The organism is Streptomyces kanamyceticus (assembly GCF_008704495.1).
GTDB classification, from domain to species: domain Bacteria; phylum Actinomycetota; class Actinomycetes; order Streptomycetales; family Streptomycetaceae; genus Streptomyces; species Streptomyces kanamyceticus.
The window spans coordinates 1,757,180-1,774,106 of sequence record NZ_CP023699.1 but is presented as its reverse complement, the minus strand read 5'-3'; the positions used below and the strand labels follow the sequence as shown (position 1 = coordinate 1,774,106).

At 71.8% G+C, this 16,927-nt stretch carries 15 protein-coding genes; 10 read left to right on the top strand and 5 right to left on the bottom strand.

Going from position 1 to position 16,927, the window contains the following annotated elements; all coding sequences use genetic code 11:
- Positions 1-146 precede the first annotated feature (146 nt).
- Positions 147-1,004 carry an alpha/beta fold hydrolase gene (locus CP970_RS06835; protein WP_079043182.1) on the top strand — a complete coding sequence of 286 codons (858 nt, stop codon included), beginning with the start codon at positions 147-149 and terminating at the stop codon, positions 1,002-1,004.
- Positions 1,001-1,780: an enoyl-ACP reductase FabI gene (fabI, locus tag CP970_RS06830; RefSeq protein WP_055544204.1), complete on the top strand. Its 780-nt coding sequence runs from the start codon at positions 1,001-1,003 to the stop codon at positions 1,778-1,780. Before CP970_RS06835 ends, fabI begins: the two co-directional genes overlap by 4 nt.
- An 82-nt stretch (positions 1,781-1,862) precedes the next feature.
- On the opposite strand, the gene CP970_RS06825 is transcribed toward fabI, so the two are convergent.
- Together CP970_RS06825 and CP970_RS06820 are read right to left on the bottom strand one after the other, a co-directional pair.
- Entirely contained in the window at positions 1,863-2,525 is a 663-nt protein-coding gene (locus CP970_RS06825) for a TetR/AcrR family transcriptional regulator (protein ID WP_055544203.1), read from the bottom strand.
- Positions 2,526-2,872: 347 nt separating this feature from the next.
- Positions 2,873-5,710 carry an AfsR/SARP family transcriptional regulator gene (locus tag CP970_RS06820; protein WP_063805995.1) on the bottom strand — a complete coding sequence of 946 codons (2,838 nt, stop codon included), beginning with the start codon at positions 5,708-5,710 and terminating at the stop codon, positions 2,873-2,875.
- 134 nt (positions 5,711-5,844) lie between these two features.
- Here CP970_RS06820 and CP970_RS06815 point away from each other — a divergent pair, with 134 nt between their 5' ends.
- Positions 5,845-6,276: a hypothetical protein gene (locus tag CP970_RS06815; RefSeq protein WP_055544202.1), complete on the top strand. Its 432-nt coding sequence runs from the start codon at positions 5,845-5,847 to the stop codon at positions 6,274-6,276.
- Positions 6,277-6,555: 279 nt separating this feature from the next.
- Here the strand turns inward: CP970_RS06815 and CP970_RS06810 are convergent, their stop codons facing one another.
- Positions 6,556-7,404, bottom strand: coding sequence for an alpha/beta fold hydrolase (locus tag CP970_RS06810; protein WP_055544201.1), 849 nt, complete (start codon positions 7,402-7,404; stop codon positions 6,556-6,558).
- A 142-nt stretch (positions 7,405-7,546) separates the two neighbouring features.
- Between CP970_RS06810 and CP970_RS44060 the strand changes: the two genes are divergently transcribed.
- Together CP970_RS44060 and CP970_RS06805 are read left to right on the top strand one after the other, a co-directional pair.
- Complete coding sequence (locus tag CP970_RS44060; protein ID WP_055544200.1) at positions 7,547-8,008, top strand: hypothetical protein; 462 nt, start codon at positions 7,547-7,549, stop codon at positions 8,006-8,008.
- Positions 8,009-8,126: 118 nt separating this feature from the next.
- The gene (locus CP970_RS06805; RefSeq protein ID WP_055544199.1) at positions 8,127-9,125 is read left to right on the top strand and encodes a TIGR03842 family LLM class F420-dependent oxidoreductase; all 999 of its coding nucleotides are present in this window, start codon (positions 8,127-8,129) and stop codon (positions 9,123-9,125) included.
- A gap of 16 nt (positions 9,126-9,141) precedes the next feature.
- Here CP970_RS06805 and CP970_RS06800 read toward each other — a convergent pair whose 3' ends face one another.
- A complete protein-coding gene (locus tag CP970_RS06800; RefSeq protein ID WP_055544198.1) occupies positions 9,142-10,023 on the bottom strand; it encodes a class I SAM-dependent methyltransferase in 882 nt (293 codons plus the stop codon).
- A gap of 239 nt (positions 10,024-10,262) precedes the next feature.
- On the opposite strand from CP970_RS06800, the gene CP970_RS06795 reads away from it, so the two are divergent.
- The 3 genes from CP970_RS06795 (at position 10,263) to CP970_RS06785 (ending at position 12,911) form a co-directional block, all read left to right on the top strand.
- Positions 10,263-11,444, top strand: a complete 1,182-nt coding sequence (locus CP970_RS06795; protein ID WP_079043180.1) for a sensor histidine kinase — start codon at positions 10,263-10,265, stop codon at positions 11,442-11,444.
- Positions 11,441-12,109 carry a response regulator gene (locus tag CP970_RS06790; RefSeq protein ID WP_055544197.1) on the top strand — a complete coding sequence of 223 codons (669 nt, stop codon included), beginning with the start codon at positions 11,441-11,443 and terminating at the stop codon, positions 12,107-12,109. Before CP970_RS06795 ends, CP970_RS06790 begins: the two co-directional genes overlap by 4 nt.
- Before the next feature lie 73 nt (positions 12,110-12,182).
- On the top strand, positions 12,183-12,911 hold the full coding sequence (locus CP970_RS06785) for a DUF4232 domain-containing protein (RefSeq protein WP_150493071.1): 729 nt from the start codon (positions 12,183-12,185) through the stop codon (positions 12,909-12,911).
- Here the strand turns inward: CP970_RS06785 and CP970_RS06780 are convergent.
- Positions 12,877-13,941 (bottom strand): lipoate--protein ligase family protein, encoded by a 1,065-nt coding sequence (locus CP970_RS06780; RefSeq protein WP_055549117.1) that lies wholly within the window; start codon positions 13,939-13,941, stop codon positions 12,877-12,879. The genes CP970_RS06785 and CP970_RS06780 overlap by 35 nt on opposite strands.
- Before the next feature lie 134 nt (positions 13,942-14,075).
- On the opposite strand from CP970_RS06780, the gene CP970_RS06775 reads away from it, so the two are divergent.
- Entirely contained in the window at positions 14,076-15,917 is a 1,842-nt protein-coding gene (locus CP970_RS06775; RefSeq protein WP_055549119.1) for a gamma-glutamyltransferase family protein, read from the top strand.
- Between the two features lie 105 nt (positions 15,918-16,022).
- Positions 16,023-16,850: an inositol monophosphatase family protein gene (locus tag CP970_RS06770; protein WP_055549122.1), complete on the top strand. Its 828-nt coding sequence runs from the start codon at positions 16,023-16,025 to the stop codon at positions 16,848-16,850.
- The last annotated feature ends 77 nt before the right edge of the window (positions 16,851-16,927 follow it).

Sequence of the window (16,927 nt, the reverse complement as noted above, 5' to 3'; positions counted from 1 at the left end):
TCCAAGCAGGGGAGAGCTGACGTCGCGAACGTTAGCACGACCGTACGTTCACTTTTCTGCTTCAAAGGTGTTCGGGGGGAATCAATATGAGCGAACGGTCGTGCTAACATCTCGGCATTCCTGATCATCTGGATGGAGGGCGTGGGATGAATCCCGCTACAGCAGCCGCACACGCTGCCCCGAGCGACCAGGGCGAGGAGATGTTCGACCTCTTCCGCCGCCCTCAGGGCCGCAGCAGGGCCAGGCCCGACGAGCGGGCGGTCATCGACGGCGCACGGACCTCGGAGCTGACGGTCAACGGCAAGTCGGCCGTCGTCTACCGCTGGGGCGACGGCGAACGGCCGGTGCTCCTGGTGCACGGCTGGGAATCGCGTGCCTCGCGCTACGCCAAGACCATCGCCCGGCTCACCGACCTCGGCTACAGCCCGGTCGCGTTCGACGCACCGGGACACGGCGAGGCCACCGGCGACAGCACGACCATGATCGAGTACCGCGACATCATCGTCGAACTCCACCGCGCACACGGGGACTTCGAGGCGATCGTGGGGCACTCCTTCGGGGCGACCGCGACCTACTTCGCCCTGCAGCACGGGGTGCGCACCGGCCGCATCGTGGCGATCAGCCCGGTCCCCGACTTCGCCTACCTGGTCGACAGCTTCTGCACGGCCGCGCGGCTCCCCGCGCAGGTCAACGAGGAGCTGCGCGGGCGCATCGAGCGTGAGGTGTACCCGGGTGAGGCGGACATGTGGACGCGCTTCTCCGTCTTCCACGGCGGCGCGGGAGCGCACGTACCCCTGCTCGTCATCCACGACGAGAACGACGGTTCGGTCGACCCCGGCCAGGGGGTGCGCGTCGCCGAGTTCTTCGGGGCGCGCCTGGTCACCACGCGGCGATTCGGGCACCTGCGCATTCTGGGCGCACCCCAAGTCGTCGCGGAAATAACGGAGTTCGTCACGGCCGGCGCCACGGGGCCCGGCAGGAAGACCGAGGTGGTGGCGGGATGAGCGGCATACTCGCGGGCAAGCGCGTACTGGTGACCGGGGTGCTCATGGAGTCCTCGATCGCCTTCCACGCGGCGAAGCTCGCCCAGGAGCAGGGCGCCGAGGTGGTCCTCACCGGATACGGCAGGCTCAGCCTGGTCGAACGCATCGCCAAGCGGCTGCCGCGCCCCGCGCCCCTGATCGAGCTGGACGTGCGGGACAAGGGGCAGCTGGACAGCCTCGCGGACCGCGTCAGGGAGAGCGTCGGCGGCGACGCGCGCCTGGACGGCGTCGTGCACTCCATCGCCTTCGCCCCGCAGGACGCGCTCGGCGGCAACTTCCTGGAGACCGGCTGGGATTCGGTGGCGACCGCGATCGAGGTCTCCGCGTACTCCCTGAAGTCCCTGGCCATGGCCTGTCTGCCGCTCATGGAGGAGCGGGGCGGCGCCGTGGTGGGCCTGGACTTCGACGCGAGCACCGCCTGGCCCGCGTACGACTGGATGGGCGTGGCCAAGGCCGCCCTGGAGTCCACCTCGCGCTACGTCGCGCGGGACCTGGGGCCGCGCGGCATCCGCTGCAACCTCGTCGCGGCGGGCCCGATCAAGACGATGGCCGCCAAGTCCATCCCCGGCTTCGAGACGTTCCGCGAGGTGTGGCGCACCCGCGCCCCCATCGGCTGGGACCTGTCCGACCCCGAGCCCGCGGCCCGTGCGGTCATCGCGCTGCTCTCGGACTGGTTCCCGCGCACGACGGGCGAGATCGTGCACGTCGACGGCGGTGTGCACGCCATCGGGGCCTGACCCCGCGTCGCGGGGCCGCGGCCCCGCCCATGGACGCGCCGTGCGAGGGCCCGTCACCCCCGGGCGGGCCCTCGCACGGCGCCTACGCGCCCGCCGGTCCCTCGATGGACGCGGGCAGCAGCGAGGGGTCGGTGGCCACGTCGCGCAGCCGGTTCAAGATGGCCGTGGCCGCCTTGTCGTAGCTGGTGAACTCGTTGTGCAGGACGGACTCGGCGTTCGCCATCTCCAGGAACGCGATCAGCTCGAAGACGAGTTGGGGGATGTCGACGTCCGCCACGATCTCCTCCGTCTGCTGCGCCTCCCAGACGGTCTGCTCCAGATGGGTGGTCCAGTTGGTGCGGGCCGCGGCGAGGGTGTCGTGCACCTGGCCGGTGCGGGCGTCGTACTCCGCCGACGTCGAGTAGAAGAAGCAGCCGCCGGGGAAGACGCGCTCGCGCGAATAGGTGAGCCAGCTGGTGCACACGCGCCACAACCGGTTGATGCCCGGCGGGAGTTCACGGGCGGGCTGGACCACGTGCTCCAGATAGACCTTGATCGCGGCGCGCACCGTGGCGAGCTGGAGGTCCTCCTTGGAGCCGAACAGGGCGAACACGCCGCTCTTGCTGAGCTTGAGCTCGCCCGCGAGGCGGCCGAGGGAGAGGCCCTCCAGGCCTTCGACCGATGCGACCTGCATGGCGCGCTTGAGGACCAGCTGACGGGTCTGGTTCCCGCGGGCGACCCGTCCGTCGATGTGTGTCGCTGCCATGGTGGTGCCTACCTATCTCCTGGGCCAGGTGCTCGCGGTGCCCGATAGACGACCAGTGTACCGATTAAGTGGACGATCGTGCGGTCAGTGTGTGAGGGTGTGGTGACTGGTGTCCCCTTCCGTGCGGCGACGGCCCACGGCGTGGTGCTGGGCTCCGGCAGTGAGAACGGGTTCGCGTGCGTCCTGGAGTTCCGCGGCGAGCGGGTGGGACCAGGACCGCTAGTTGACACCAGGCAAGGTTTACGACCTGCGGAGATGCCACATGCACCGAATCCCTCCCCGGCACCAACGAATCCACCGGTCTGAGCCACCTCCGGACAGGTCGCTCGGATAGCCGCTGTCGGTCGTCATGTTCCCCTGCGTTCCTCCCTGGGACCGGGCGAGGGCCGAGTGAGACTGTCGAGCTTGCTGTGGAGCTCCTCAATGGCCGGATGGTCGATCTCTTCGGCGATCTCCAAGGCGTTCCGCCAAGCGATTCCGGCGGCCTCGGTGTCGCCGGCGGCCAACCGAGTGTCGCCGAGATGCCTCAAGATCTCCGTCTCCCCGTACTGGTCGCCGAATCCCCGGTCCAGGGCGAGGGCCCGTTCGTAGCAGGTGATGGCATCGCTGTAGTTCGCGAGGTGATGGTGCGCGTAACCAAGGCTGTCCCACGCTCCGGCCTCGGCGTGCCGATCGCCGATCTGCTGGTTGACGTCCACCGCCTGGGCGCAGTGGTCAAGTGCCGGTCGATAGTCGCCGAGCATGATGTGCAGCCAGCCGGTGTTGTTGAGTGCCTTGGCCTGTCCCGCACGGTGACCGGCCTGCCGGTACAGGGCGAGTGCCTGTTCGTTGTGGGCGAGCGCGTCGCGTCGGCTCCCTTGCCGGTCGCACACCCAGCCCAGGCCGCGGTGGGTGTGGGCCTGGTTCACCTGGTCGCCGAGGCGGATGTAGAGGTCCAGGGCGTGGCGGAAGTGGATGTGGCCGACGTCGAGTCGGCCCATCTGCGTGTAGACGCTACCGAGGCTGCGATGGGCGCCCGCCTGCCAAGACCGGTCGGCGAGCCGCCGGGCCGCGTCAAGCGCGGTGTGCTGACTGGCCGCCCAGTCATGACAGTGACCGCGATAGTCGAAGTAGGTCTCCAAGGCGTGGGCCAGCAGCCACGCCCGCCGATCGTGGTCGGCCCCGACTGCCGTGTCGACGGCGTCGAGAAGCACAGGGTGCTCGACGGTGAACCAGGCCAGGGCCGCGCCGAGATCCGCTGGTTCCTCGGGCATGGCCCCGGGCCTGGCGGGGGCCATGGGGATGCGGTCCCGGTGCGGGTCGAGGTGGGACGCGGCGGCGTGGGCCGTGTGCAGGTAGAAGTCGACCAGCCTCAGCAGTGCGTCGCCGCTGTCGATGGCCGGCTCCGCGCGGGCCCGTTCGGCAGCGTAGAGACGCGTGAGGTCGTGCATGCGGTAGCGGCCGGGGGCGTGCTCCTGGACCAGGTGAGCGGCTTGGAGCCGGCGGAGCAACACGCGCACTCGCGGCACGGGCAGGGCCGTGAGGCCGGCTGCTGCGGGCAGGCTGATGTCGGGGCCGGGTGCACGACCGAGGAGTCGAAACAACTGCGCGGCGTCCGGTTCGAGAACGTGGTACGACGAGGCGAACACCGTCCGGAGATCGGCGGTGAGGTCGCCGCTGTCCAGGGCGTCGAGCCGGGTGTGCGTCTCGTGGAGCTCTCCGGCCAGTTCGGCGAGGGGGACGTCCGGGCTCAGGGTGGCGCGTGCGGCCAGGATGCTCAGGGCCAGTGGGAGGCCCGCGCAGTGTTCCAGCAATGTCGCCACGGCCTCGGGCTCAGCGGCCGTGCGGTCGGCGCCGAGATGGCTGGTGAGCAGGTGGCGCGCCTCGATGTCGGTGAGTACGTCCAGGGCCACGGGACGGGCGCCGTGTGCGGTGGTCAAGCCGGCGAGCCGGCTGCGGCTCGTGACGACGACGGTGCACGTTGGGCTGCCGGGCAGCAACGGTGCGACCTGGGCGGTGTCGCGGGCGTTGTCCAGGACGATCAGCAGACGTTTGTCGGCGGTCAGGCTGCGGTAGAGCGCGGCCTGGGCGTCCGGTTCAGCCGGGACGGCCATCACATCGGTGCCGAGCGCTTCCAGAAAGCCGCGCACCGCCGTATGCGCAGGGACAGGTTCGCCACCAGGGTCGAAGCCTCGGAGATTTACGTAGAGCTGTCCGTCGGGGAAGGCGTTGTGGTGTTCATGAGCCCAGCGCAGGGCGAGCCAGGTCTTGCCGATGCCGCCGATGCCGCCGATCGCGCAGACCACCGCCGTTCCGCCGGGCTCATCCGGGGAACCCAGCACTTCGGAGAGCAGGGCCAGTTGCTCGTTCCGGCCGGTGAACCCACGTGGCTGGGCGGGAAGCTGGCGGGGAACGACCGTCGGCGTCGTCGGCGCCCTGGTGCGGGCGGCGGCCTCCGGTTCTGCATTGGCGAGTGCCGAGTCGTCCGAGAGTATCTGCTGGTGCAGCCGCTGCAACGGGGCACCCGGTTCCAGACCCAGTTCGCCGTCCAGCCGACTCCTGATGTCCTGGTAGTGGTCGAGCGCCTCCACGGTTCGCCCCTGCCGGTGCAGCGTGAGCATCAGCCTTCCGGCGACGCGCTCGTCGAAGGGCTGCGCCTGCGTCAGCGAGCGGAGCATGGCGAGGATTTCTGCCTCCCGCCCGAGCTCCAGCATCACTTCGCTCAAGGCCAGTTCGGCACTGAGGAGCTCTCTGCCGAGAATTTCCCGCAGTTGGTTGAACCACGTGGTGTCCGCCCCGTCGAGCGCGTCCCCCTGCCACGTCGCCAGCGCCTCCAGCAGGAGGTCAGCCGTGCGCTGCGGGCCGTTGGCCGCGCGAGCGTCTTCCACGAGGCGACGGAAGCGGTGCACGTCCACGATCTCCGGGTCGGCCTCGCACACATAGCCGCCTGCGCGGCGCACGATCGTCAGCCCGAGGCCCCCGATGATCGGGCGAAGCCGTGACACATAGCTGTGCAGGGTTGTCGTCACGCGTCGGGGTGCGCGTTCGCCCCACACTCGGTCGATCAACTGGTCTATGGACACGGGGCGGTTGAGCTCGAAGAGCAGGGCCGCCAGTACATGACGCTGCCGGGCGTGCCCGAGGTTCACCTCCTGCCCGTCCGACCATGCCCGCACGGCGTTCAGGACGTGGATCTCCACCGGCACTGCGTCCCCCCATCGCCTTTGCGGCGCCCAGTTTCGGCAGTTCAGCGCAGGTGTTCAAGTAAGTTCCAAGACATCCTCACGGTCCTTTGGCGAAGGTACGACCGACCGGAACGGCCAAGAAGAGGGGAATTCCCGTGAAGCACAAGTTCACATGGACAGCAGCGTCGGCCCTGGCGGGCCTGACCCTTGTCGGGACCCTGGCGGGGACCGGCAGCGCGGTGGCCGCGCCGACCGGGGCCGACGCGGCGCTGGCGTCGTGCGTGACCTCGACCCGCAACTGGGGCGGCAACATCCAGAACCAGTACGGCTGCACGGAGTACGGCCTGCCCAACGGGGAGCAGCAGGTCTTCGGGGTCGGCACAGACGGAGCGATCTGGACGCGTTGGTCCCGCACCAATGGCACGCTCAGCTCCTGGACCTCTATGGGCGGTCAGGGCCGCAGCACGGTGTACGCCGGAGGAAGGGGCTGGGCCATCACGCTCCAAGTGCGCGGCACCGACGGCAACTGGTATTACAACAACCGAGGTGGAACTCCGAGCGGCGGCTGGAGCGGCTGGCACCGCTGAGCACTGGCTCCATGAGCGGGAGCGGGGGATCCCGCTGTGAGGGGGGCGGTGGGCCTCGCGCCGCGCAGAGGGAGCGCGAGGTCCACCCGACGTCTCCTGAGTGGTGCGGTGGGCAGGCACAGCGACGGCCCAAGATCCGCTTTCCCTGGAAGGGCACGCTTCAACTGGTGCCGACTATCCGCCTTTTGTGTCAACTGATGATCCTCGTCACAGCGGGCGGGCGAACGGGTGTGAGGGCGCGCGGGAACCCCGCCGCCGCGGCCGCCGGGGTCCCGGGCGTCACCCGTGCTCGACGAAGTCCAGTACGGAGCGCACCACGTCGGGATCGCCGAGGATCTTGCGGTGCCCGAGCCCCTGGGTGGTGATCAGCCGCGCCCGGTCACCGAAGGCCGCGGCGATCGCGCGCCCCTGGCCGACCCCGATCCGGGTGTCGTCCTCGTCGTGCACCACGAGGACCGGTGCCGTGATGACCTCGGTGGCGTGCCGGACGGAGAACGGCATCCGGTCGGCAGGGACGCCGGGGAAGAGGTCCTTGCCGATCCGGACGAGCAACTCGCCCTTCAGGGACGGGCGGAGCTTGAGCCCGGAGACGAACTCGTCGACCAGGTACTCGAAGTCGCAGACCCCGCTGATGGCGACGATCCGCTCCGCCTTCACGCCCTTGGTGAGCGCGTGGAACGAGCCGAGCGCGCCGAGGGAGTGCGCGACCAGTGCCTCGAACGCGCCGTACTGGTCGTGCAGTTCGGTGAGGATCTTCTGGTACTCGATGATGGTGGTGCTGCGGCCCGTGCCGTCGCCGTGTCCCGGCGCGTCGAAGGTGACGACGCTGTAGCCCCGGTCGAGCAGGCCGGAGATGAAGTCGCTGAAGCGCGAGCCGCGCGACTGCCAGCCGTGCACCAGCAGGACGGGGCGCTCCCCGGTGCCCCAGCGGTAGGTCACCGCGGACTTGCCGTTGACGCGGACGCGCCCGCGGTGCGCGGCGTCGAACAGCTCACGCTCGGACGAGCGCATCTTGCTGCGGGCCAGCGGCATGTGGAACAGGGCGTACGCGCCGGTGCCCGCGAGCCGCCCCGAGACGCGGGAGACGGTGTTGAGGGTCGTACTCACAACTGCCTCGGTGGGGTCCATGTCCAGTACTCCTCGGTCGGCGGTAGCAGGAGCGTGGTATATTAGCACGATCGTCCGTGCTTTTAGATGTTGCCGTATCCGAGAGCCCGCCACCGCGTCCGCGTCCGCGGACCCGAGCGCTCGCTGAATCGAGGGGAACGCCATGCCGTCCACCATCTGGTTCGCGCCATGGACGTCGGGACCGGCGGCGGAGACCGCGCACGAGAACGACCTGACGGGCGCGGCCGTCGTCAGCGTCACCGAGTTCACCCCGCACCGCCCCTGGACCGCCCTCGGCGTCAACATCGCCGGGGTCGCCCTGCGCAAGTCCTGGCGCGATGTCACCGGTGCCGTCGGGCTCTGGCTGTGGGTGGACCCCGACGTCCGCCGTCCCCGGTCGGGGTCGGTCTCCGTGTGGCGCGAGGAGAAGGACCTGAAGGGCTTCGTGGCGCGCCACGACCACGTGCGCATCATGCGCTCGTACCGTGACCGGGGCACGATGCGCTCGGCCCTGTGGGAGACCGCGCGCTTCGACGCGGAGGCGACACAGACGGCGGTCCGCTCCTTCCTCTCCGGGCGCTCGCAGTGGCCGCGCGATCCCTCCACGGGAGGTGGGCGCGCGTAGAGGCCCTCTTGCCACGGCCAGGGAACAGGTCCAGGATCGTCCCTCCCGCGGGCGGTCGCCGAGGCGTCGCACCGCACGGGAGTGCGCGAGCCCAGTACCTGAACCAGGAGGTCCTGCCGTGGATTTCGGACTTGTGCTGCAGACCGACCCGCCCGCGTCGGCGGTCGTCGATCTCATGCGACGCGCGGAACGCAACGGCTTCCGCTACGGCTGGACGTTCGACTCCGCGGTGCTCTGGCAGGAGCCGTTCGTCGTCTACAGCCGCATCCTCGAACACACCGAGCGGCTGATCGTGGGGCCCATGGTCACCAACCCGGGGACCAGGACCTGGGAAGTCACCGCGTCCACCTTCGCCACCCTCAACGACATGTACGGCAACCGCACCGTCTGCGGCATCGGACGCGGCGACTCCGCGATGCGCGTGGCGGGGCGCAAGCCCAACACCCTGGCCCGGCTCGGCGAGGCCATCGACGTCATCCGCGACCTCGCCGAGGGGCGCTCGGCGGACGTCGGAGGCCAGACGCTGCGGCTGCCGTGGGTGCGCGAGGGGCACCTGCCGGTGTGGATGGCGGCGTACGGACCCAAGGCGCTCGCGCTCGCCGGGCAGAAGGCCGACGGGTTCATCCTGCAGCTCGCCGACCCCTACCTCACCGAGTGGATGGTCAAGGCCGTACGGGACGCGGCGGCCGACGCGGGGCGCGATCCGGCCGACGTGAAGATCTGTGTCGCCGCGCCCGCCTACGTGGGCGACGACCTCGCGCACGCCCGCGAGCAGTGCCGCTGGTTCGGCGGCATGGTCGGCAACCACGTCGCCGACCTCGTCGCCAAGTACGGCGAGCACTCCTCGATGGTGCCCGAGGCCCTCACCGAGTACATCAAGGCCCGCGAGGGCTACGACTACAGCCACCACGGGCGGGCGGGCAACCCCGACACCGCCTTCGTGCCCGACGAGATCGTCGACCGGTTCTGCCTCGTCGGACCCGTCGACGCGCACATCGAACGGCTGCGGGAACTGCGGGACCTCGGCGTCGACCAGTTCGCGCTGTACGCCATGCACGACGCGCGCGAGGACGTCATCGACGCGTACGGCACCCACGTCGTCCCCGCGTTCGCCTGACCGGCACCGATACCGGTCAGGTGCGCGGACGTACCGCCGTCACCAGCCACACCGCGGCCCGCATCCGCACGCCCGCCGCGGTCGCGTAGGGGCGCAGCGCGTCCTCCAGGCCGGTGCGTACGGCAGGGGAGACGGTGCGGTCCGGGGTGCGGGAGAGGAGGAAGTCGACCGCGTCCGCCGGGGTTTGGCCCCAGTGGGTCTCGATGGGCAGCGGGGTCACGGTCACGTCGTCGTAGGCGGCCAGGGACCTGCGGATGTGGTCGGGGTCGGAGAGGGAGGCCATGGCGGCGCGGGCGTCGGAGGTGCCGTTGTCGCCGCGGCCTTCGCCGTCGGTTTCGCCTTCGCCTTCGCCTTCGCCGAGCAGCTTCGAGAGGAGGCCGAGCGCCTGGGCCTCCTCGCCGCCGGAACCCGCGGGCTGCGGGCAGGCGAAGACGAGTCGGCCGCCGGGGATCAGGGCGCGGGCGATGTTGTCGAAGGCGGCGGCGTGATCGGCGAAGAACATCACGCCGCCGCGGCTGATCGCCACGTCGTACCCGGCCACGGGGAAGGGGTGCGTCTGGGCGTCGGCCCGTTCGAACGCGACGTTCCTGACGCGTTCGTCCCTGGCCCGGGCCCTTGCGCGGTCAAGGAGCGGCGCCGAGATGTCGACGCCGACCGCGTGGCCGAGACCGGCGAGCCGTGCGGCCGTGCGCGTGACCGTGCCCGCCCCGCAGCCGATGTCCAGGACGCGGTCGCCGTTGCGGATGGCCGCGGCTTCGAAGAGGCGGTCGTTGAGGGCGGCGCTCATTGCGTCGTAGCGGTCCTGCTGTTCGGCCCAGTGGTGGCCGAGCGGGCCGTTCCAGATCTCCTCCTGACGGGCGTTGGCGGTGCTGGCGACGGTGGTGGTGCTGGGCTTCATGGCGTCTCCCTCGGTCGTCCGGGTACCGATGCTGGCCGCGCCGGATGCCTCCGGTCGTCGTACGGGGGAAGGGAGTTGGACCTACCTCGCCGGGGTCCCGCGGCGAGGGAACTACTCCCCTGGGAGTAGCGGACGAGCGGTCCGCGCGGGGGACGCCGCTGTCGGTGGTGGCGGCTAGGGTGCGAGGCATGAGGGGGGTCGGGGCGCGGGACGCCCACGAGGCGCGGAGCGCCCACGGCATGCCCGCGTGGCAGAAGCGGTCCGCCGACGCGGCGTTCGCCGTCGTCGTGGCCGCGATCGTGATGCTCGCCTCGGCGTACGAGGGCGGGGCCGACGCGGTCGACTACGCCCTGATGGCGGTCGGCTCCCTCGCGCTCGTCGTGCACCGGGCCCTGCCGCGCGTGGTGCTCGCCGTCACCACGGCCTGCCTGACCGGCCTGGTGCTGCACGCCGAGCCCAGTACGACGGCCGCCTTCCCGGTGCTCGCCGCGGTGCACGCCGCCGCCCACCGGGGGCATCGCGTGGTGGGCCTCGGCGCGAGCGCGGTGTTCCTCACGGGGTTCTTCGTGGCCGACCCGGGGGACCCCGGCATCGTCGAGCGGACGCTGCTGCTCGCCGGGTGGTTCGTGTGCGCGCTGGCCACGGGCATCGCGGGCAAGACCTGGCAGGCGTATCTGCGCCAGACCGAGGAGCGCGCCCTGGAGGCCGAGCGGACCCGCGAGGAGGCGGCGCTGCGCAGGGCGGGCGAGGAGCGGCTGCGGATCGCGCGCGAGCTGCACGACTCGCTCACGCACAGCATCTCGATCGTCAAGCTGCAGGCGGGCGTCGCCGTGCATCTGGCGCGCAAGCGCGGCGAGGAGGTGCCGCCCGCGCTGCTCGCCATCGAGGAGGCGAGCGGCGAGGCGATGCGGGAACTGCGCTCCACGCTGGAGGTGTTGCGCACCGACGAGCCCACCGGCAGCCCCGCGCTGCTCGTGGAGCGGGCCCGCTCGGCGGGGCTCGCGGTCGAGCTGACGGTGACCGGGCGCGAGCGGCCCCTCTCGCCCGAGCTCGACCGGGCCGCGTACCGCATCGTGCAGGAGTGCCTGACCAACGCGGCGCGCCACGCGGGCGGCTCCGCGCTGGTGCGGGTGCGACTCGGCTACGGGGAGCGGGAGTTGGGCATCCGCGTGGCGGACGACGGGTCAGGTGACCCGGCGCGTCCGCCGGTGGAGGGCACAGGGCTGACCGGGATGCGCGAGCGGGTCACGGCCCTGGGTGGCGTGCTGTGGGCGGGGCCGCGCGAGGAGGGCGGGTTCGCGGTGCGGGCCGAACTGCCGCTCGACGGGCGGCTCGAAGGATCGCCCGGCAGGGACGGGGACAGGGACGTAGGAAACGTAGGGCTGCTCGAAGGGCGGCGGCTCAAGGGGGCGGCGCCGTGATCCGTGTCGTGCTCGTCGACGACCAGGCGCTGATGCGTGCGGGGTTCAGGGCGCTGCTCGACGCCGAGGACGGGATCGAGGTGGTGGGGGAGGGCGCCGACGGCGCGGAAGGCGTCGCCGTCGTACGGGACACGGTGCCCGACGTCGCGCTCGTCGACGTGCAGATGCCCGTGATGACCGGCATCGAGGCGACCCGCAGGATCGTCGCGGAACCGCGCCTGGCCGCCGTACGCGTGGTGATCCTCACCAACTACGGCCACGACGAGTACGTCTTCGAGGCGCTGCGCGCCGGGGCCAGCGGGTTCCTGCTCAAGGACACCGAGCCCGCCGCGCTGCTGCAGGGCATCGAAGTCGTCGCGCGCGGCGAGGCGTTGCTCTCGCCGTCGGTGACGCGCAGCCTGATCGGCGAGTTCGTCTCCCGGCCCCCCGACCGGACCAGCGCGCCGGGCCTGGAGACCCTCACGCGCCGCGAGCGCGAGGTGACCGCGCTGGTCGCCCGCGGTCTGACGAACGAGGAGATCGCCGCACACATGGTCATCAGCCCGTTCACGGCGAAGACGCACGTGAGCCGTGCGATGACCAAGCTCGGCGCGCGCGACCGGGCCCAACTGGTCGTGTTCGCCTACGAGTCGGGACTGGTGGCGGCCCGGAATGCCGATCTCTAGGCCGTGTCGCCCCATAGTTGGGCCGTTTCGCCTCATATGTGGACAGGAGGGGGAGGCGTGGCATGATCTCCGCGTGACCGTCATACCGAGACCGTTCAGACAAGCCCTGGCGCTGTCGGCGACCGCGCTGCTCGTGGCCGGTTGCGGGCTCTCCGCGGAGCTGGACCGCGAGGCGAACCCGGAGCGCGAGCCGAGGACGGAGGCGACGCGGCCCGAGCCGACCCGGTCCGCGCCGGGCGCGCCCGGCGACCTCCCGCCCAGCCCCGACGGGCCTTCCGCCACCGCGTCCCCGGCCCCCGCCACCCCGCGCTGCCCGAAGTCCGGCGTGACGATGTCCCCGGGCATGGTGACCGCCGCGATGGGCCTGCGCGCGATGTCGGTGACCGTGACGAACTGCGGCAAGGGCGTGCGGCAGGTCAACGGCTACCCGGACATCCGCGTCCGCGGCCTGGACAAGCAGCTGTTCCGCGTGAACGTGCTCAAGGGCACCGAGCCGGTCACCACCATGGACGACCCAGGACCGCGCCGCGTCACGCTGAAGCCGGGCGAATCCGCGTACACCTCGCTGGTCTGGCGGTACTCGGCCGTCGACGCCGCCACCCGGGAGGGCAGCGGCGTCTATGTGGAGATCGGCACCGGCAAGGGCGCCGCCCGGCAGACCATCGAGCCGGACGGCGGCCTCGACATCGGTGAGACGGGCATGCTCGGCACGACCGCCTGGCAGCGCAGCCCGGCCGACGAAGGGCCCCGGCGCCCGGACGCGAGGCCTACGGCACCCGCGCCGTCCACTCCGGCGAGCTGAACTTCGTCCGGGCCAGCTCCCGCGCCCGCGCGAGCTCGTCCTCGGTGACCTCGCCGTCCGTTAGGCCGTACCGCCCGCGGAAGGATTCGATCATCCGCTCGATGACCGATTCGCGGGGCAGCCCGGTCTGGCGGCGCAGCGGGTCCACGCGCTTCTTGGCGCTCTTCGTCCCCTTGTCGGACAGCTTCTCCTTGCCGATGCGCAGGACCTCCAGCATCTTGTCCGCGTCGATGTCGTACGACATGGTCACGTGGTGAAGGACCGCGCCAGGGCCGCCGCCGGGCGCCACCATGCGCTTCTGCGCGGCCCCCGCGATCTTCCCCGCGTCCGTCGCGATGTCGTTCAGCGGCTGGTACCACGCCTTGATGCCCATGTCGGCGAGGGCGCCGAGCACCCAGTCGTCGAGGTAGGCGTAGCTGTCCTGGAACGAGAGTCCCTGGACGAGGGCGTCGGGCACCGAAAGGGAGTACGTGATGGTGTTCCCCGGCTCCACGAACATCGCGCCGCCGCCCGAGATCCTGCGGACGACGTCGATGCCGTGCCGGGCCGCGCCCTCCGGGTCGACCTCGTTGGCGAGCGACTGGAAGCTGCCGATGATCACCGAAGGGGCGCCCCACTCCCACACGCGCAGCGTCGGCGGGCGCCGGCCCGCCGCGACCTCCTGGGTGAGCACCTCGTCCAGGGCCATGTGCAGGGCGGGCGCCTGCGGGCCCTCGTGCACGAGCTGCCAGTCGTAGTCGGTCCAGTCCGTCGCGTGCGCGAGGGCGCGGCGCACCGCGATGCCGATGCCGTCCGACGTCAGGCCGTACATCACGGTGCCCTCGGGCAGCGCGGCGTCGATGCGGGCGGTGAGGCCCGCGGTGTCCGTGTCGGCGGGGGCGCCGTCGAGTGCCGCGTTGATCGCGTCGAGCGCCTCGTCGGGTTCGAGGAAGAAATCACCGGCCACGCGCGTGTGCCGCAACTCGCCGCCCTCGACGTCCAGATCCACTACGACGAGCTTGCCGCCGGGGACCTTGTACTCACCGTGCACCGTGCTTCCTCCATGCCCAGGGGTCGGTCGGCCTGACGTGGCCGTACCGAATTCTTCCTTACGTCAAGTGTGTCCGATTTCGGGGCCGGTGATCGCGGGGCGGGCGCGCCACCACCGGCGCTAGCCTGCGGATCATGTTCACGACGCGTCCCACACTTCAGGGCACCTTCGGCATGGTGTCGTCCACCCACTGGCTCGCCTCCCAGTCCGCGATGGCCGTCCTGGAGGACGGCGGCAACGCCTTCGACGCCGCGGTCGCCGCGGGCTTCGTGCTGCACGTGGTCGAGCCGCACCTCAACGGTCCCGCGGGCGAGGTGCCGATCATCCTCGCGCCCGCCGACGGCGAGGTGCGCGTGCTCTGCGGCCAGGGACCCGCGCCCGCCGGAGCCACCGTGGCCCATTACCGCGCCCTGGGACTCGACCTGGTGCCGGGCACCGGACCCCTCGCCGCCGCGGTGCCAGGCGCCTTCGACGCGTGGCTGCTGCTCCTGCGCGACCACGGCACGAAGTCGCTCGCCGAGGTGCTCAAGTACGCCATCGGGTACGCGGCGGACGGGCACGCGCCCGTGGAGCGCGTCGTGGAGACCGTGGAGACGGTGCGGGAACTCTTCGAGCGGGAGTGGCCCACCTCCGCCGACGTCTACCTGCCGGACGGCGAACCCCCGCGCACCGGCGAGCTGCTGCGCAACCCGGCGCTCGCGGCCACCTGGCGACGGCTCATAGCCGAGGCGGGGGAGAAGGCGGCGGCCGACGGGGGCGGCCGCACCGCGGAGATCGACGCCGCGCGCGAGGTGTGGCGCACGGGCTTCATCGCCGAGGCGCTGGTGCGGCAGGCGGGGCGGCCCACCATGGACACCAGCGGCCAGCGGCACACGGGCACGCTGAAGGACCACGACCTGCGCGACTGGTCCGCGCGGTACGAGGACCCCGTCACCTACGACTGGAACGGCTGGACCCTGTGCAAGGCGGGCGCGTGGAGCCAGGGGCCCGCCCTCCTCCAGCAGTTCGCCCTGCTGCCCCGCGCGGTCGCCGAGCTGCCCGCGTACGGATCCGCCGAATACGTCCATCTCCTGGTCGAGGGCTGCAAGTTGGCCATGGCCGACCGGGAGGCCTGGTACGGGGACGCCGCGGGCGGCGCCGGGGAGGTGCCCGTCGCCGAGCTGCTCTCGGCCGAGTACAACGCCCGGCGGCGGCGGCTCATCGGCGAGAAGGCGTCCTACGAGCTGCGCCCCGGCAGCCCCGGCGGGCGCGAGCCCAGGCTGTCGGCGCACGCCCGCGCGGTGGCCGCGGGGGAGCGGCCGCACGCCGACGCGGCGGGGGGCGTCGCGGCGGCCGGGGCGGGCGAGCCGACCGTGGCGGGCGACGGCGGGACCCGTGGCGACACCTGCCACCTCGACATCGTCGACCGCTGGGGCAACATGCTCTCGGCCACGCCCAGCGGCGGCTGGCTGCAGTCCAACCCCGTCGTCCCCGAGCTCGGCTTCCCGCTGGGCACCCGGCTGCAGATGGCGTGGCTGGAGGAGGGGCTGCCCAATTCGCTCACGCCGGGGCGGCGGCCGCGGACCACGCTCACCCCGTCCCTGGCGCTCAAGGACGGGGTGCCCGTGCTGGCCTTCGGCACGCCGGGCGGCGACCAGCAGGACCAGTGGCAGGTGCACTTCTTCCTCGGCGTGGCGCTGCGGGACGCCGTGCGGGGCGGCCTGGACCTGCAAGGCGCGATCGACGCCCCCAACTGGCACACCGACGCCTTCCCCGGCTCCTTCCACCCGCGCGAGATGCGCGCGGGCAGCGTCACGGTCGAATCGCGCATGGACCCCGAGGTGGTCGCGGAGCTGCGGCGGCGGGGGCACGACGTGACGGTGGGAGGGCCGTGGTCGGAGGGGCGGCTGTGCGCGGTGGCACGCGATCCGCGCACCGGTGTCCTGTCCGCCGGGGCCAATCCCCGCGGGATGCAGGGGTACGCCGTGGGGCGGTGAGAGAGTGGGCGGGCGGCGGGGCGCGGCACGGGAGGTTCACCGTGAGGTAAGGGGGCGTTCAGGTGGGGCGTACGGGATGTCAGTGGGGCGTGCTCTCATGGACACATGATCGAAAAGTTTCTGGTGCACGGCGTGCACGGCGTTGAAGAGGCCCTCCGCAAGGCTGCCGCGACCGAGGTCATGCCCCGGTTCCGGCAGCTCGCCGAGGGCGACGTGGTCGAGAAGTCCGGGCCGCACGACGTGGTGACCGTCGCGGACCGCCGCGCCGAGGAGCAGCTCACCGCCGACCTCCTGGCCCTCCTGCCGGGATCGGTCGTGGTCGGCGAGGAAGCGGTGCACGCGGACCCGTCGAGGTACGAGGCGATACGCGGCGCCGCTCCGGTGTGGATCGTCGACCCGGTCGACGGCACGCGGCAGTTCGTGAACGGCGACCCCGGCTTCTGCATGCTCGTCGCCCTCGCGGTCGACGGCGAGGTCCAGGCCTCCTGGACGTACGCACCCGCACTCGACGAGTTCGCCGTGGCCATCCGCGGCAAGGGCGCCCTGCTCGACGGGAAGCCGCTGGTCGCGGGCGTGCCCGAGCCGGGCACGGACATCGAAGTGGCCACCTCGCACCCGGACTTCACCACCGACGACCAGAAGCGGGCGCTGAGCGGCCTTCGCGCCGAGGGCGTGCGGCCGAGGCCGTGCGGCTCCGCGGGCCTTGAGTACCTCGCCATCGCCAAGGGCGAGTTGGACGCCGTCGCCTTCTCCTGGGAGCTGGCCTGGGACCACGCGGCGGGGCTGCTGCTCGTCGCCGAGGCCGGGGGCGCCGACCTGACCTTGACGGGCGAGCCGTTCCGCATAGCCGGGGGCAACGCGCTGCCGTTCACCGCCGCGCGCGACGCCGCCACGGCCCGGCGCGTGATGGACCTCCTCGCGGGCACGGCCTGAGGTCTCCCGTCCCGTGGCCCGGGTGCCGATGAGGGCCACCGCGCCGACGGTGGCGCAAGGGTCCCGGCCTATCCTGG

Bases quoted from the DNA above. Each gene is read 5' to 3' on its own strand.
- CP970_RS06835 (WP_079043182.1), top strand. From the start codon at position 147: ATGAATCCCGCTACAGCAGCCGCACACGCTGCCCCGAGCGACCAGGGC.
- fabI (WP_055544204.1), top strand. From the start codon at position 1,001: ATGAGCGGCATACTCGCGGGCAAGCGCGTACTGGTGACCGGGGTGCTC.
- CP970_RS06825 (WP_055544203.1), bottom strand. From the start codon at position 2,525: ATGGCAGCGACACACATCGACGGACGGGTCGCCCGCGGGAACCAGACC.
- CP970_RS06810 (WP_055544201.1), bottom strand. From the start codon at position 7,404: ATGGACCCCACCGAGGCAGTTGTGAGTACGACCCTCAACACCGTCTCC.
- CP970_RS44060 (WP_055544200.1), top strand. From the start codon at position 7,547: ATGCCGTCCACCATCTGGTTCGCGCCATGGACGTCGGGACCGGCGGCG.
- CP970_RS06800 (WP_055544198.1), bottom strand. From the start codon at position 10,023: ATGAAGCCCAGCACCACCACCGTCGCCAGCACCGCCAACGCCCGTCAG.
- CP970_RS06795 (WP_079043180.1), top strand. From the start codon at position 10,263: ATGCCCGCGTGGCAGAAGCGGTCCGCCGACGCGGCGTTCGCCGTCGTC.
- CP970_RS06775 (WP_055549119.1), top strand. From the start codon at position 14,076: ATGTTCACGACGCGTCCCACACTTCAGGGCACCTTCGGCATGGTGTCG.
- CP970_RS06770 (WP_055549122.1), top strand. From the start codon at position 16,023: ATGATCGAAAAGTTTCTGGTGCACGGCGTGCACGGCGTTGAAGAGGCC.